Here is a 16,457-nt window from a genome sequence, read left to right as displayed (position 1 = left end):
TTTGCGTATCTTTAATTATAATTTCAGATTCTAAGACATAAAACAAACATGAAAGGACCCTTATTTTACTCAAAAATATTACTCTTTGGAGAATACGGAATCATTCGTGACTCTAAAGGACTTTCTATTCCTTATAATTTTTACAATGGGGCTTTAAAGAAATCTGAAGAGCCATCAAATGAAGCAATCGCTTCAAATGCCAGTTTAAAACGTTTCACGGCCTACCTAGAAACTTTACAAACAGCACAACCAGAATTGGTAGCTTTTGACCTTGAGACATTAAAAAACGATGTTGAAACTGGAATGTATTTCGACTCTAGTATCCCACAAGGTTACGGAGTAGGCAGTAGTGGTGCTCTTGTGGCCGCTATCTACGACAAATACGCTACTCGCAAAATAACGGTTTTAGAAAACCTAACACGCGAAAAACTGTTACAACTCAAAAATATATTTGCTCAAATGGAGAGTTTTTTTCACGGAAAAAGCTCAGGTTTAGACCCTCTAAACAGTTATTTAAGCATTCCAATCCTGATCAACTCTAAAGATAATATTGAAGCAACTGGTATTCCTACCCAAAGTTTTGACGGAAAAGGGGCCGTATTTTTATTAGATTCTGGAATTGTAGGCGAAACCGCTCCAATGATAAACATTTTCATGGAAAACCTAAAAGACAAAGGATTTCGTGCTATGCTTAAAAACCAATTCGTAAAATACACTGATGCTTGTGTAGAGAATTTTTTGCATGGAGATATGAAATCATTGTTTACCAATACTAAAAAATTATCCAAAGTTGTTTTAAACAACTTTAAGCCAATGATACCTGAGCAATTTCACGGAATCTGGCAAAACGGAATCGATACTAATGACTACTATTTAAAACTTTGTGGTTCTGGTGGAGGTGGCTATATTTTAGGTTTTACACAAGACTTAGAACGCGCTAAAGCTGCCCTAAAAGACTACAAACTAGAAGTAGTGTATCAGTTCTAAACTACAAAACTATTGCTTACGTTAGTCAGCAGCAACAGCCTTAAAACTGAGGCCTCAAGCGTAGAATACATCAAGTTAGTTTTTAAAGAAACAGCTTTTTGCACACTACCCTAACCGATAACCTATACTTTATAAAAAATGTTAAGCAGACAGCACAAACTTTTAGTAATGAAAATTGTTAGTTTGTTCTCTGTAGTGAGAGGGTATAACATTCCGATTATAGTTTTAGCACAGTACTTATCCGCTATATTTATTTTGGCTCCCGAAAAAAGAGCACTGGATATTTTACTCGATTTTAATTTATTTCTAATCGTTTTTGCCTCAGCGATCACAATTGCTTCTGGATACATTATCAATAATTTTTACGATAGTCAAAAGGATCTAATCAACAGACCCAACAAATCGATGTTAGACCGATTGGTCAGTCAGAAAACAAAGCTTTCGGTTTACTTTACCCTTAATTTCATTGCTGCTCTGATGGCATTAATTGTTAGTTGGCGAGCATTTTTGTTTTTTTCGGTTTACATTTTCCTCATTTGGTTTTATTCTCATAAAATAAAAAAACATGCCATTATTGGAAACTTAACTTCGGCTTTATTAGCTGTTGTGCCCTTTTTTGCTATCCTACTGTATTTCTACAATAAAATATCCTTTGAAGAAATAGAGAATCACATGAGCCATTTTGTTGTTATTTCAGCACATGCCATGTTTTTATTTTTGTTGTTATTGATTCGTGAAATGATCAAAGATTTAGAGAATCTAAAAGGTGATTTGGCCAATGATTACAAAACTATTCCAATACTTTATAATGAAACGGTTTCCAAACAAATCATAACAGCTTTGACTTTTTTAACAGTGATTCCTGTTTATATTTTAATTAATATCTATGACGTGGGTTATATGGACATCTATTTCTATACCTGCTTTATGATCTTGCTGTTCTTCTTGTTTTTTCTCTGGAAATCAAACTCAAAAGAACAGTTTTTAATTCTGCACAATGTGCTTAAATTTTTGATTGTTTCAGGTGTATTTTGCATTGTTTTAATTAACCCTAGTGTTTTATGGCATGGAAAGAATTTGCTCTTGAAGTTTTAAGAACAACCAGCTTCATTTATACTATTTCTTCAGAATCACGCACTTCTATTAATTTTAAATTAATACGGCTTTTGAAAAACACTAGCCCAACCTACTTAAAAAGCTGTTTTACAAATATTTAAACATTTAAAAAATACCCAACTTTAAAAACTAACTCCTCATTTGTGGGAATGTCTTTATTCTTTTTCTAAAAAAAAGAATAAATCAAAACAAAAAAGAGAAAAATCATCCCGTACAAGGCCCATTATCATGCTTCTATAGACACAAAAAAGCATAGCTATTAATCTAAGAACAATCAACTTAGGATTATTTAGCAAGAATAAACTATCTTTGCACAAATTACAGAATTATATGAACAATAAGGAAGGCAATAATCAAAGAGGTGGTTCTAGACCAAATAGCTCTAGACCAAACTCTAACAAGCCAAAACCTGCCATGCAAAAGCGTGCACAAGGGCCGAAAAAAGTAAAACCTGCTGTTAAGGCTGCCGAAGAAGAAGCGGCACAAAAACTTAAAAAACAGAATCAGGCACCAAAAAGACAAAAAGCAGCAGACGAAATTCGTTTGAACAAATACATCTCTAATTCAGGTGCTTGTTCTCGTCGTGATGCCGATATATACATTCAATCTGGAAACGTTAAAGTAAATGGGATTCCAGTAACTGAAATGGGCTATTTAGTGAAGATAACTGATGTCATCAATTTTGATGGTGTTCTTTTGACTCCTGAAAAGAAAGAATACATTTTGTTGAACAAACCTAAAAACTTTACTACAGCTCTTGATGAAGGTCAAGAATTCCGTAACGTTCTAGAATTAGTTCGTGGTTCTACAACCGCTAAAATTGCACCAATTGGTAGAATGGATAAAAACACAACTGGTTTGTTGTTGTTTACAAACGATACTGATATGATTCGTAAGTTTACTTTACCGAGTCAAAAATCTTCTAAAATCTATCAGGTTTCTTTAGATAAAAACTTGAAATATGAAGATTTAGAAAAAATCAGCAAAGGTTTAGTTCTTGACGGGCACCGTGTTTACGTTGAAGAAGTAAGCTATATTGATGGTGAAGCAAAAAGTGAAATCGGTCTTAAATTACGTTCTTCTAATGTAAAAGTAGTTCGCGCAGTTTTTGAACACTTTAACTATGACGTTTTACGTATTGACCGTGTAGCATTTGCTGGATTGACTAAAAAGAATTTACCAAGAGGTAATTGGCGTATGCTAACTGAACAAGAAATTATTAATTTGAAAAACGTATAAGAAACGTTTTAAAATTAGAAATACTAGATCCCGTTTTACCTTGGTAAAATGGGATTTTTTTTTGAAAAGTGTAATACTTAAAAGAAGTTATGACCAAAAAGGCTAAAAATAGACCTTCCTATGGATTGGTTTTTATCATCTACTGTTTCGTAACACGAAAATCCTAAAATGATTTTAATCCCTGGATGTATGCTATTTAATATGTCCCGTTTTTGCTCCTCCAATAAAAGCCTTAGACTGTCTATCAATTGCATATTGTTTTTAAGATAAGAAACCACCAGTAGTGCAGAAAAGTTAAGAATCTCTCTAGCGGTCTCGCTTTTAATACCTACTTCATTAGAAACCATTTCAGAAATCCTTGCTTTTTTAGAAGTGAAAATCTCTTTTAGAATAACATTCCCCTCTAACTGATAACAATCATCCACAGCTAAAATACTACCCGAATTAAAATCCAATTCTTCATAAAAAGTAGAATCCTCACTGATTAACGAGGTGATTTTTCTATAAAAATCTAAGTCCTCAGCTTTATTATACAAACCCAACAAAATGGTTCCTATTGAAACATCAATTCCTTTAATTAATAACGCGTCATTTTCAAAATAAAACTTATTTAACTTGGAAACAACATTAGAAGAAATAAATCGTCTTAGTTCAATTTGTAGGTTCGGGGTCATAACAATTCGCTATTTAAATTCGTTCGAAATAACCGATAAAGTGAGGCTTTTTATCGTTTATCAGGATAAAAATATAAAAAAAATCAACCTATCCAAAAAAGAAGTTCAAAAAAAACGTTACGCGATTAACAGTCGTTTAACAAAAAAATCAATTAATCTCAATAAATATAACACTTTCGTTATCAGACGAAATAAAAAAACATTTCAAAACCAAATGTACTATTTTCAAGCAATTGTTAAAAATATAGGAAAAAACTTAAACAAAAATTAACTTTAGAATAATACTTGACGATTTTGCCAAACAATACTAATGAAAATGCCCAGATAAATTACGGCAAAGAGAAAACCAACAAAACTAGACGCTAAAAACCCTAGTAACGATCCTGTTGCTGCTTTAAATGCTCTCTGATGATTCTTACGATCATATAGTAATTCACCTAAAAAAGCTCCTAAAAAGGGACCTAGAATAATTCCAAAAGGCACAGGTGAAAGAATACCCACAATCAGACCAATGTTAGTACCCCAAATTCCATATGAACTCCCTCCGAATTTTTTTGTCCCGTGCGCAGGAATAACATAATCCAGAATGGTAATGATAATGGTTAATAAAAGTGTAGTACCTAAAATCCAATAATTATTATCAACTGCTTTTGTCAAATAGACCAATAACAGGCCTATCCAACTACAAGACAAGCCTGGCAAAACAGGCATAAAACTTCCCAAAACACCCACTATCATACAAATAAAACCGAGCAACAACAATAATAAATCCATATATCATTTTATAAATTAGTCTGTCAAAATTTGCAATTAATAGGAGTACTCGTTACCCAAAAGCATTTATAAAAGTAAGAAGAAAAAACATTCCTTTCCTATCTAAACCAATTAATACCTCATTTTTCTCGCTTCTCAATTGCCTTTATCTGACCCATTTAATTGTAAGGTAACCTGACACTCATTGTCAAAACCACATCAATACTACTTTTCATAAATGCACTATCCCCCTTAACCACTGAACTAAAAGAAGTTGCAAATCAAAAGCAAGAAAAATACTTATTTGGAAGCCGCGAAGAATATTAACAATACAAAGCTTCTAAAAAAAAATAATCGTATTTTTACACCCTAATTCAGTTAGTTCAATTCAATATCAAAATCTTGAAGCAGTTTTCCATTCTTTTACTCTTTTTAGCCCTTAATTCTTGTCAATATTTTGAGAAGCAGATTCCTTCTGAAAAAGAATTACTTCAAAAAGAATTAAAATCAATCAACTGGAAAGAAGTAGATGAGTATCCAACAGTTGTTGATTGCGAAAAAATTAGCGATAAAAAACAACGTCAACAATGCTTTTTTGAAGTAATGGCGCAACTTATTCAGGAAAAACTGGACATCGACACCCTCTCAATCCTTTATCCCGAACTCGATACTATCGAAGTGAAAGTGACCGTTTTCCCTAATGCCACCATGAAATTTGAGCCTCAATTCCCTAAAGATTCTGTAGCCTACGATACGATCAAAATTGACAGTATATTACACGCTCGCTTGGTCGATTTTCCTAAAGTAAATCCTGCCATTAAACGCGGTATTCCTGTAAAAACTCAATTTATCTTACCCGTTATAATCAAAGTAAAAGATCCGAAATAGTTCTTTTATTCTTTTACACTAATCTGTTTACTTAAAAGGCCTAGTACTTACTATCACCAATCACATAAAACGGATAGCCGCATATAAAAGATTTGTGGTGTTTCCCTGAGAGCCACCATTGAACTGCAGTACTGAAGAGCACAAAACTCACTTTACTTGACCATTTTCGTTTTAAAATTCAGTACATAATAACTCCCAAAAACAACGGGTAGCACCACATTTAAAAACCACATTAAAGTACTGATGAAAACGACTATCCATTCGTTTACGCCTAGAAATTTAAAGAAATAAATAGCCACACTTCCCTTTACTGCAAAGTCTAAAAACTGAAACGTAGGCAAAGATGAAGCCAAAAAATATACGACTGCGATAGTTGCTATCAACGTAAAATAAGGCAAATCAACATCAAAAGCCAGAAACAAAAAGTAATATTGATGGGAGAAAACCACATAGCGACAAGTACCTAACAAAATGTTTTTTTTATGAATTGACTGGGGAATCTCATTGATCTTATGTGCTAATTTTTCGATGGAATATCCTTTGATATTTATTTTCTTTACAGAAAACAAAAACACCAAAACCAATACAAAAACACTAAACAAAATCAGCACCGTTTGCGTGGTAATGATAGTATACATCGCATTAAAATAGAATAATCCGAAAAGCCCAAAAATGATGGTCAATACCATTTGAATTCCATTGCAAATTAAATTCAGGAAAATCACTTTTTTGGTCTCATCCTTCGCATAAAACAATGCTTTTCCAGCATATTCACCTACTCCATTTGGCGTGAAAATCCCTGCTGTTAAAGCGGCCAACACTTCTTTAGTCGCTTGCCCTACCGAAATCTCACGAATGACCTTTACTAAGTTTTGCCACTTCAAAATCTCAAAATAGCGATTCAGCACACTTAAAAGCAATAGGAATGTGATTCCTAAAACTGACTGATTCTTGCGAAATAGCGTGATAAACTTTTGCCAATCGAGTTTATCATTATGTGCTAACTGATCATAAATAAAATAAAATGCACCACCTACTATCAAAAGTTTGATTAGAAGAACTAGGAATTGTTTAGCTTTGTGAGGAATTGAAATCATAGCGCAAAGAAACAGAAAACTTTGAACTTGAAACCTCAAACCTGAAACAAAATCACTTGACAAAAGAGCGTATCATATTAGGAATCGACCCAGGAACAACAATCATGGGTTTTGGATTGATAAAAGTCATCAACAAGAAAATGGAATTTTTGCAGCTTAATGAGTTACAACTTTCCAAATACGACAATCATTACCAAAAGCTAAAAATTATTTTTGAGCGCACGATCGAACTGATCGAAACCCACCATCCTGACGAAATTGCCATTGAAGCTCCCTTTTTCGGTAAAAATGTGCAGTCGATGTTAAAATTAGGTCGTGCCCAAGGCGTAGCAATGGCAGCTGGATTATCCAGAGACATTCCCATTACGGAATATGAACCTAAAAAAATAAAAATGGCCATTACCGGAAACGGAAACGCTAGTAAAGAACAAGTAGCCAAAATGCTCCAGCAACTTTTAGGCTTAAAAGAATTACCAAAAAATCTTGACTCAACCGATGGTTTGGCTGCAGCGGTTTGCCATTTTTTTAATTCTGGAAAAATAGTAGCTGGAAAAAGCTATTCTGGTTGGGATGCCTTTGTAAAACAAAACGAGGATAAAATCAGCAAATAGTTCATCAATACCCATTTAATTTAATTACCTCATTGCCCTTATAACGCAACGATTATCTCATAAAAATGTCAGGAATTTATATTCATATCCCTTTTTGCAAACAGGCTTGCCATTATTGCGACTTTCACTTTTCTACTTCAATGAAAAGAAAAGAAGAAATGGTTTCGGCACTAGCCAAGGAAATCACCCTACGCAAAAATGAGTTTAAAAATGACATTGTAGAAACGATTTATTTTGGTGGAGGAACTCCTTCTGTTTTATCTACTGCAGAAATAAAGTTCTTAATTGATACCATCTATGACAACTTTAAAGTCTCGCAGGATCCAGAAATAACTCTAGAAGCCAATCCTGATGACTTATCTACTGAGCGAATTATTGAATTATCTAAAAGCCCTATCAACCGTTTAAGTATCGGTATTCAATCTTTTTTTGAAGAAGATTTAAAAATGATGAATCGTGCCCATAATTCAATTGAAGCCAAGAATTGTTTAACAGAAGCTACCCAGTATTTTGATAACATTTCACTTGATTTAATATATGGAATTCCCGGGATGAGTGACGAAAAATGGTTGCAAAATATTGAAACAGCTTTGAGCTTTGGTATTCCACATATCTCAAGTTATGCTTTGACAGTCGAACCCAAAACCGCTCTAAAAAAATTAATTGATACCGGTAAAATAGCGGAACCTCAAGATGAAGCTGCCTCCAATCATTTCATGATTTTGGTAGAGACCCTTCAAAAAAATGATTTCATCCATTACGAATTATCCAATTTTGGAAAAGAAAATTACTTTTCTAAAAACAACTCGGCTTATTGGTTAGGCAAAAAGTATATCGGAATAGGACCTTCTGCGCATAGCTATGATGGAGAGAAAAGAGGCTGGAATATAGCCAATAACTCGCTTTACCTAAAATCAATACAGACCAATATTCTGCCTATTGAAACAGAAACACTATCAAAATCTGATCGATACAATGAATACATAATGACGGGATTACGCACCATATGGGGCGTGTCCTTAGAAAGAATCGAAAAAGAATTTGGCCTGGATTATTTGCACTATTTACAAAAACAAAGTCTGAAATTCTTAGACGACGGCTTGCTATTTATTGACCACAACATTCTTAAACCAACAGCAAAAGGAAAATTTCTAACAGATGGAATTGCGAGTGATTTGTTTTACTTAAATTTGGAAGAATAAAATTAGCCATGAAGACATACAAGCGCAAAATAAAGCAATGCACTTTGTGATTTAACATCTTTGGGGCATAAAAAACTAATCTGTGCTAGCAAAAATCAACAACTTCGAAATAGACCTATCAAAGCCTATTGACATCTCGATTCCGTTAACCAATACAGACGAAAATCCGATTGCTTGGTACATCGAAAAACCCAGTATTGAACCTGTCGTTTTTGGCGATTGGATTGGAAAAGTTTCAGAGGGAAAGTCTTCTACGAATTTCAATAATATCTTTTTCAATCCTCATGGTCATGGCACCCATACCGAGTGTTTAGGGCATATTACCCATGAATTTTACAGCATTAATCAATGCTTAAAGCAGTTTTTCTTTCTCGCAAAACTCCTTAGTGTTGAACCTGAAAAAAGGGGAAACGATTTGGTGATTACCAAAAATCAAATTTCTCATGCTTTAAATGGAGCAAAACCAGAAGCGATTATCATCCGAACCCATCCCAATCAAAAAAATAAAAAGTCCAAAAAATACTCCAATACCAATCCCCCTTATTTAACAGAAGAAGCTGCCTTATTCATCCGAGAATGTGAAATCAAACATTTATTAATTGATCTACCAAGCGTAGACAAGGAACATGATGAAGGAAAATTACTAGCCCACAAAGCATTTTGGAATGTAAAAGACACCGTACATCTAAATGCTGATGCGCGCATAGAAGCCACAATTACAGAAATGATTTTTGTAGCGGACGAAATTAAAGATGGAGATTATGTCCTAAATTTACAAATAGCTTCGTTTGAAAATGATGCTAGTCCATCAAAACCCATTCTATATGCAATGAGCTTTCCAAAGCCCCATTAATGTTTCTATATTTATAATCTTCTAAAAATCACCTATTATTATTTTAAACTTGCCAAGAAAATGATAACCGTTTCGACCGATAAAAATAAACTTAATGTACCGTTCATTCAGCACTTTTTAAAAGATATTTACTGGGCTGCAGGTCGAACTATAGAAGAAGTGCAAACCACCATAGATGCATCGGTTTGTTTTGGAATTTACTTAAACGAAAAACAAATTGGCTTTGCCAGAGTCATAACCGACTATATTGTTTTTGCCTATGTCATGGATGTATTTATCACGCCAGAACATCAAGGTAAAGGATATTCCTCTATTTTAATTAAAAGCATGATGAATGAACCATTATTGAAAAATATTCAAATCTGGAGGTTAGCCACAACTGACGCCCACTTTCTGTATAAGAAATTTGGCTTTACGGCATTAGAGCATCCCGAAAAAATGATGGAAAAGAAAATCGTATAATTTTTATAATTTAAAAAATGGATTTAGAAACCTATTACGAATATTGCCTTTCTAAAAAAGGGGTTAGCGAACACTTCCCTTTTGATGAAGATACTTTAGTCTTTAAAGTGGGCGGAAAAATGTTTGCTTTATCCTCTTTATCACAGTGGGAGAAGAACGAACCTTCGGTTAATTTAAAATGCGACCCAGATCGAGCACAAGAATTACGAGCTGAGTATGATGAAATAAAACCGGGTTTTCATATGAGTAAAGTTCATTGGAATACCCTTGCTCTAAACGGTTCTTTATCCACCGCCTTTGTCAAAGAATTAATAGATCATTCCTATGAGTTGGTTTTCAAAAGTTTAACTAAGAAAATTCAGAATGAAATTATCGAATTAGAAAATTAGGCACTACTTTTGCACCATAAGAAAAAACACTTAATCACTCAATAAACTTGCATTTAAGCAACTTATAGAATATGAAAGAACAATTTAAAAAATTCCTGAACGAAGAACAAGATCCAAAAGCGATTGAGAAAATCACTTCAAAACTCAATGATTTATTGATGAAAGGTGAAGAAATCGGCTATATCGCAGTTCAAAAAAAACCAGCAATTACAGTTTTTCCAGATAGTATCATCTTAACCAACAAACGTATTATTATGTGCAAGCCTAAAAACTTAGGGCTTTCAATGGATTTTACTGATTATACTTGGGATGATATAGCGAGTACTTTTGTAAAAGAAAACATCTTAGGTTCTGAATTCTCATTTGGAACAAAGACGGATTTATCCATTTCTATAGATTATATTCCAAAAACACAGGCGAGAAAAATTTATACTTACGCTAAAGAACAATTAGATCTACTTAAAAATCCAGTTGTTACCGAAACACCAATTTCAGAAGCAGCACAAATAATAGATACTGAAAGTGATCTAGAAGCTGAAGAAGAAATTGAAGAAATGGAGGCTGAAGAAGTTACCCATTTTGCAGAAATTATGCCCGCAACGGCAACTCCTTCTTATGAGACTTTTGAGCCAGCTCAAGCAACTCAAGCTTCGAGCGCTGAGCGCAAGCTTAATGAATTATCAAAAGAAGAGCTTTTTGACAAACTACAGAATTATAAAAAACTATTAGACAATGGTTTGATTCTTCAAGGAGAATACGACACCTTTAAAAAAGAAATCTTGAGCTATATGTAAAAATATACACCTCTAAAATAAAAAAAGTCTTAAGTTCAGTTTGAACTTAAGACTTTTTTTTAGCATCCTTTTTACAATCGCAATACTGCTGGTTTAAAAAGTAGCTTTTTGCTTCTCCGAAAAATGATAGGCCTGTAATTCTAATAACTCTGTTGCTTTCTTGCGTTGCAAATCGTACAAGCTCTTATCCTCGGCTATATCCGCATACACTTTATCATGCATGGAAGCACTTGTCTTAACCAATAATTCGCGCTGGTATTTGTTTTGTGCTAAAGTTGCCTTTATTGCCGTTTCAGCTTCTTCTTGTTTAAAATCGAACTCCCCTTTAGGAGACAACAGTTTTGCTATAATCGGAGAGGTTTCAATAGCTAAAAATAGCAACATTATAAAAAATGATGGCAACCAAGGCAATTTATCAAGCGCATTTATTCTCGCCATTAAACCATCAAATCCTTCAATAATCGGCTGGGTTTGAGATACTTTTTTATCTAAATCCACTTGCAATTGTTGAGCTGCTTTTTCTTTCTCAGCAATTTTAGCTTCATTGGTCGTTTTTAAAGCGGCCAACTCTTTTAAAGCAGCATCGTGCTTTTCTCGTTTTTCTTTATAAACAGGTCCTTTACCAAGCCTTTTAGTTCCTGCTGTACCTTCTGCTTCAGTAATATACGTTGAATACAACGCTTCTACTTCTTTCTCTTTTTTTAGAATTCCATCTTTTAATGCCGCAATCTCCCCTTTGTTTTTATCCAGATCTGATTTAAAATAATTACCAATTTGCTTTTTGTTCGCCAATTCCATTTCATTTTTTTCTTTCAATAAAACGGTATTGATTTCTTTTTCGAAAATTTTAATTTCTAACGGTTTAGAAATAACAATAGCAATAATAACTGCTAACATAATTCGCGGTGTCGCTTGTAAAAATTCATCCCAAAAACGGTCCCTTTTTTTTATTGTAGAAACAATAAATCGGTCCAAATTAAAGATGAGTAAACTCCAAACGAATCCAAAAATTAAAGCCGGGTAAATAGAATCAAAAACAGTAAAAAGCGCATAAGCACTGGCCAAGAAAGCCATAACTGCAGTAAAAAAAACAGTGGCGCCAATACCGACATATTTGGTTTGCTCGCCTTCTGAACAGCCTTCGAGAAGATCTCGATCTGTCCCTGAACATAGAATGAAAAATTGTTTTAACATGATTGATGATTTTGATTGTGATTGATAAGGCAAATTTAGCGCCAAAAATCTAATTATGAGATAAATAGTTCATTTGTTTTTGCTTATACCAATAGAATTACTTTTTTTATTCGATGTTATTTTAAGGTTAATCTATTTCTAAAACTCTGCACAAACCATAACATATTGTTATTTTTTTGTAAGAGTTTTAATAACATTTAGATACTAGTTTCGCATCCAAATCAAACTAAAACACATGAGAAAAATTTATTTATTAGTAACATTCTTATTATTAGCTTTTTCAGGTTATGCCCAAAAAGCGATAATCTCAGGAAAAATACTCGATATCGATGATAAACTTCCCTTACCTGGAGCGATGATTCAAATTGTAGGAGAAAATAAATACACTGTTTCAGATTATAACGGCCGTTTTGAACTGCTAAATATCAACACTGGAACTTACCAGGTACAAGTAAAATACATCGGATATACCGCCGTAACTCAAGAGATTATCGTACAGCAAGGAAAAAACAATGTAATTGATTTTTCACTTAAAACTTCAGGAACTGAGTTGAACGAAGTGGTTGTTGGAGACATATTGAAAGGTCAGGCCAAGGCATTAAACCAACAAAAAAACAACAAAAATATTGGAAATGTAATTTCATCTGATCAAGTTGGTCGTTTTCCGGATGCCAATGTCGGAGATGCTTTAAAGCGTGTTCCCGGTATTACGATGCAAAACGATCAAGGTGAGGCTCGTAATATTATTATTAGAGGTTTGGCTCCCTCATTGAACTCTGTTACTTTAAATGGTGACCGAATTCCGTCAGCAGAAGGAGATAATAGAAACGTACAAATGGATTTAATTCCGTCTGATATGATTTCGACTATTGAAGTCAACAAGACCTTAACTCCTGATATGGATGCTGACGCCATTGGTGGTTCCGTAAATTTAGTAACCAGAGCTACTCCTAACAGAGAAAGAATCTCAGCAACAGTTGCCGGAGGGTACTTGCCAATACGCGAACACGCTTCTTACACCGCAGGTTTAGTGTATGGAAACCGTTTTTTTGATAGTAAATTAGGAGCCGTTTTGAGTGGATCCTATAATAATGTTGATTATGGATCTGACAACATCGAAAACGAGTGGGTAAAAGATGATTTCGGAAATGAATATCTACAGGCATCAGAGATTAGAAAATACGACGTCCAACGTATTCGTCGCAGTGGATCTGTAGCTCTAGACTATAAATTCAATGAAAACAATACCATTTTTGCAAATGCCATCTACAACTGGAGAGATGATAGAGAGAATCGCTTCAGAACAACTTATGACGATATTGAACCCATTTACAATGGCGAAGAAATTACTGGTTTTGAAGGCCGCGTAAAACACCAGACAAAAGGTGGTATTGATAATAGCCGAAACAAAAGCAGGAGATTAGAAGACCAACGTGTCCAAAATTACTCGATTCGTGGAGAACACTTAATCAACTCTAAATTAGATTTGGATTGGTCAGCAAATTATGCAAAAGCCAGAGAATATAGACCCGGAGAACGTTATATTGAATATCGTCAAAAAGGCTTGGAAATGATGGAAGATTTAACTGACTTAAGATTTCCATTAATCACTGCAACGGGAGAATTGTTGGATAAATTCAAATTTGATTCCGTTACCGAAAATACAGATGAAACAAGTGAGAGTGAATTTGGAGCCAAAATAAATATCCGTTTTCCTTTTACCATCATTCCTTCACAAAAAGGAAGGCTTAGAACTGGGCTTAGACTTCGTTTAAAGGAAAAGGAAAGAAACAATGTTTTCTATTCTTATGACCCAATCAATGATGACATGGCTTTGTTGTCTCAAATTCCAACAAGTCATTATGATGGAAAAAACTTTAACCAAGGTAGCAAATATGTTCCAGGAACATTTGCTTCAGCAGCCTTCTTAGGAGGTTTAGACCTAAATAACCCTATCCTATTTGATAAAAAAGCCGACCCAGCAGAATATTTAGCCGTAAATTATAATGCCAAAGAAAGCATTTATGCTGCTTATGTGAGATGGGATCAAGACTTTAATGACAAATTATCTATGGTTCTAGGTTTCCGTGTTGAGAATACTCACATTGATTATACTGGAAATCGTGTATTAGACGAAGAAGAATTAGAAAGCAAAATCAACAACACCAACTCTTATACCAATGTATTGCCAAGTATTTCCTTTCAATACAACGCTACAAAAGATTTAGTTTTAAGAGCCGCTGCGACTACTGCTTTAGCAAGACCAAATTATTATGCATTAGCTCCTTATGTAAACAATATTGCAGCCGATAAAGAAATTACAGCTGGAAATCCAGATCTAAATGTGACCTATTCATACAATTATGATTTCATGGCGGAGAACTACTTCAAATCGGTTGGATTAATATCTGGAGGTGTTTTCTATAAAAGATTAAATGATTTCATTTACAATTATAGTGATAATCAATATACCGACACAAAATTTGCAAACGATTTCCCAAATCAGTCTAACCCAATTCCTGCAGGGGAAAATTGGTCATTTATTCAATCTAGGAATGGAGACAAAGTTGATGTTTATGGTTTTGAAGTTGCTTTCCAACGTCAGTTAGATTTCTTACCCGGGAAATTTTTAAAAGGATTTGGTATCTATTTAAATTACACCTACACCAAATCTAAAGCCCAAGGAATCGCCGATGAAGATGGAAACGAAAGAAATGACATCAGTCTACCAGGAACAACTCCTCATATGTTTAATGGGTCATTATCTTGGGAAAACAAACGTTTTTCAGCTAGAATTTCAACTAATTTCACCTCAGATTACTTAGATGAATTAGGCTCTGAATCGTACAAAGACAGTTATTATGACAAACAATTTTTCTTAGATGCCAATGCTTCTTACAAAATTACTTCTCATCTTCGTGTTTTTGCTGAAGCCAACAATTTAACCAATCAGCCGTTACGTTATTATCAAGGAGTTGAAGCACATACCAAACAAGCCGAATACTACCAAGCTCGATACAATTTGGGGTTAAAGTTTGACTTGTAAACTACAAATGACAAATCCTTATATGAGACAGAACAGTTCTGTCTCATAAATATTCAAATAAAATCGAATGAAAAACAAACTTATACTCTCTTCTTTACTCTTAAGCCTCTTATGTACAGCCTGTAAAGACGACAAACTAGCTCTTATTGCTCCGAATGCTATTAAGCCAACAACTGTTACAGAAGCTTTACCGCATGATACCGATGATCCTGCTATCTGGATACATCCCACTGATGCCTCAAAAAGTATTATCGTCGGAACAGATAAAGATACCGATGGTGGTTTATATGCTTTTGATTTAAATGGCAAAATCCTTAAAAAATCGATCCCTTTACAGCGTCCAAACAATGTAGATATCGCTTATGGTTTTCTTATTGATGGCAAAAAAGTAGATGTTGCCGTAACCACTGAACGCGAATCTAACAAAATAAGAATCTTCAGTTTACCTGATTTAAAAGCAATTGACAACGGTGGAATTCCAGTTTTTGAAGGTGAGGCATTACGTGATCCAATGGGAATTGCCTTGTATACACGCCCAACCGATGGTAAAATTTTCGCTGTAGTAGGAAGAAAGTCTGGACCTTCAGGCAGTTATTTATGGCAATACGAACTTTTAGCTTCTGGGAAATTTGCTACAGCAAAAGTCGTTCGCAAATTTGGTGCTTACAGCGGAAAGAAAGAAATTGAGGCCATTGCAGTTGACAACGAATTAGGGGCTATTTTTTATTGCGATGAACAATTCGGAATTAGAAAATACAATGCTGATCCTGCCTTAAAAAACAATAAAGAATTGGTGCTTTTTGGAAAAACTGGTTTTAAATCAGATAACGAAGGAATCGCGATTTACAAAAAAACAGCCACTACTGGTTATATTTTAGTATCCAATCAACAAGCGAATACTTTTATGGTTTATCCTAGAGAAGGTGCCAAGGGCAATCCGAACCATTATCCCCTATTGGCTGAAATTCCAACGTCAACAATCGAATGTGATGGCGCTGATGCAACAAACATCAATTTAGGAGGGAAATTTAAAAATGGCCTTCTTGTTGCCATGAGCAATGGCATGACATTTCATTATTACGCATGGGATTTGATTCAACAACAAATTGACGCTCAAGCAAAAAAATAAAACAGATCACCTCTGCAGAATTA

Annotated in this window: 16 protein-coding genes; 12 read left to right on the top strand and 4 right to left on the bottom strand. The window is 34.3% G+C overall.

Going from position 1 to position 16,457, the window contains the following annotated elements:
- Positions 1-48 precede the first annotated feature (48 nt).
- The 3 genes from AC51AA_RS14590 (at position 49) to AC51AA_RS14580 (ending at position 3,342) form a co-directional block, all read left to right on the top strand.
- Positions 49-987: a mevalonate kinase family protein gene (locus AC51AA_RS14590; protein WP_500702957.1), complete on the top strand. Its 939-nt coding sequence runs from the start codon at positions 49-51 to the stop codon at positions 985-987.
- Positions 988-1,125: 138 nt separating this feature from the next.
- Positions 1,126-2,082 (top strand): geranylgeranylglycerol-phosphate geranylgeranyltransferase, encoded by a 957-nt coding sequence (locus AC51AA_RS14585; RefSeq protein ID WP_500702956.1) that lies wholly within the window; start codon positions 1,126-1,128, stop codon positions 2,080-2,082.
- A gap of 351 nt (positions 2,083-2,433) precedes the next feature.
- Positions 2,434-3,342 (top strand): pseudouridine synthase, encoded by a 909-nt coding sequence (locus AC51AA_RS14580; protein ID WP_500702955.1) that lies wholly within the window; start codon positions 2,434-2,436, stop codon positions 3,340-3,342.
- Positions 3,343-3,419: 77 nt separating this feature from the next.
- On the opposite strand, the gene AC51AA_RS14575 is transcribed toward AC51AA_RS14580, so the two are convergent.
- Together AC51AA_RS14575 and AC51AA_RS14570 are read right to left on the bottom strand one after the other, a co-directional pair.
- Positions 3,420-4,016, bottom strand: coding sequence for a DUF937 domain-containing protein (locus AC51AA_RS14575; protein ID WP_500702954.1), 597 nt, complete (start codon positions 4,014-4,016; stop codon positions 3,420-3,422).
- Positions 4,017-4,289: 273 nt separating this feature from the next.
- The gene (locus AC51AA_RS14570; protein WP_500702953.1) at positions 4,290-4,790 is read right to left on the bottom strand and encodes a DUF456 domain-containing protein; all 501 of its coding nucleotides are present in this window, start codon (positions 4,788-4,790) and stop codon (positions 4,290-4,292) included.
- A gap of 381 nt (positions 4,791-5,171) precedes the next feature.
- Here AC51AA_RS14570 and AC51AA_RS14565 point away from each other — a divergent pair, with 381 nt between their 5' ends.
- Positions 5,172-5,657, top strand: coding sequence for a hypothetical protein (locus AC51AA_RS14565; RefSeq protein WP_500702952.1), 486 nt, complete (start codon positions 5,172-5,174; stop codon positions 5,655-5,657).
- A 152-nt stretch (positions 5,658-5,809) separates the two neighbouring features.
- Here AC51AA_RS14565 and AC51AA_RS14560 read toward each other — a convergent pair whose 3' ends face one another.
- Positions 5,810-6,754 (bottom strand): hypothetical protein, encoded by a 945-nt coding sequence (locus AC51AA_RS14560; protein ID WP_500702951.1) that lies wholly within the window; start codon positions 6,752-6,754, stop codon positions 5,810-5,812.
- Positions 6,755-6,810: 56 nt separating this feature from the next.
- On the opposite strand from AC51AA_RS14560, the gene ruvC reads away from it, so the two are divergent.
- The 6 genes from ruvC (at position 6,811) to AC51AA_RS14530 (ending at position 11,065) form a co-directional block, all read left to right on the top strand.
- The gene (gene ruvC, locus AC51AA_RS14555; protein WP_500702950.1) at positions 6,811-7,365 is read left to right on the top strand and encodes a crossover junction endodeoxyribonuclease RuvC; all 555 of its coding nucleotides are present in this window, start codon (positions 6,811-6,813) and stop codon (positions 7,363-7,365) included.
- 65 nt (positions 7,366-7,430) lie between these two features.
- Positions 7,431-8,567 carry a radical SAM family heme chaperone HemW gene (gene hemW / locus AC51AA_RS14550; protein WP_500702949.1) on the top strand — a complete coding sequence of 379 codons (1,137 nt, stop codon included), beginning with the start codon at positions 7,431-7,433 and terminating at the stop codon, positions 8,565-8,567.
- Positions 8,568-8,649: 82 nt separating this feature from the next.
- Complete coding sequence (locus AC51AA_RS14545) at positions 8,650-9,420, top strand: cyclase family protein (RefSeq protein ID WP_500702948.1); 771 nt, start codon at positions 8,650-8,652, stop codon at positions 9,418-9,420.
- A 60-nt stretch (positions 9,421-9,480) separates the two neighbouring features.
- Entirely contained in the window at positions 9,481-9,882 is a 402-nt protein-coding gene (locus AC51AA_RS14540; RefSeq protein WP_500702947.1) for a GNAT family N-acetyltransferase, read from the top strand.
- Between the two features lie 17 nt (positions 9,883-9,899).
- Positions 9,900-10,271, top strand: coding sequence for an MmcQ/YjbR family DNA-binding protein (locus tag AC51AA_RS14535; protein WP_500702946.1), 372 nt, complete (start codon positions 9,900-9,902; stop codon positions 10,269-10,271).
- A gap of 71 nt (positions 10,272-10,342) precedes the next feature.
- Positions 10,343-11,065 (top strand): PH domain-containing protein, encoded by a 723-nt coding sequence (locus AC51AA_RS14530; RefSeq protein WP_500702945.1) that lies wholly within the window; start codon positions 10,343-10,345, stop codon positions 11,063-11,065.
- Between the two features lie 93 nt (positions 11,066-11,158).
- Here the strand turns inward: AC51AA_RS14530 and AC51AA_RS14525 are convergent, their stop codons facing one another.
- Positions 11,159-12,259, bottom strand: a complete 1,101-nt coding sequence (locus AC51AA_RS14525) for a DUF4407 domain-containing protein (protein WP_500702944.1) — start codon at positions 12,257-12,259, stop codon at positions 11,159-11,161.
- Positions 12,260-12,494: 235 nt separating this feature from the next.
- Between AC51AA_RS14525 and AC51AA_RS14520 the strand changes: the two genes are divergently transcribed.
- Positions 12,495-15,305: a TonB-dependent receptor gene (locus tag AC51AA_RS14520; protein ID WP_500702943.1), complete on the top strand. Its 2,811-nt coding sequence runs from the start codon at positions 12,495-12,497 to the stop codon at positions 15,303-15,305.
- A 67-nt stretch (positions 15,306-15,372) separates the two neighbouring features.
- Positions 15,373-16,434, top strand: a complete 1,062-nt coding sequence (locus AC51AA_RS14515; RefSeq protein ID WP_500702942.1) for a phytase — start codon at positions 15,373-15,375, stop codon at positions 16,432-16,434.
- Positions 16,435-16,457 lie beyond the last annotated feature (23 nt).

Source organism: Flavobacterium sp. OHVDL-2026-0007 (assembly GCF_059882335.1).
The sequence above is the reverse complement of the archived record's forward strand: the minus strand, read 5'-3'. Positions and strand labels throughout refer to the sequence as shown.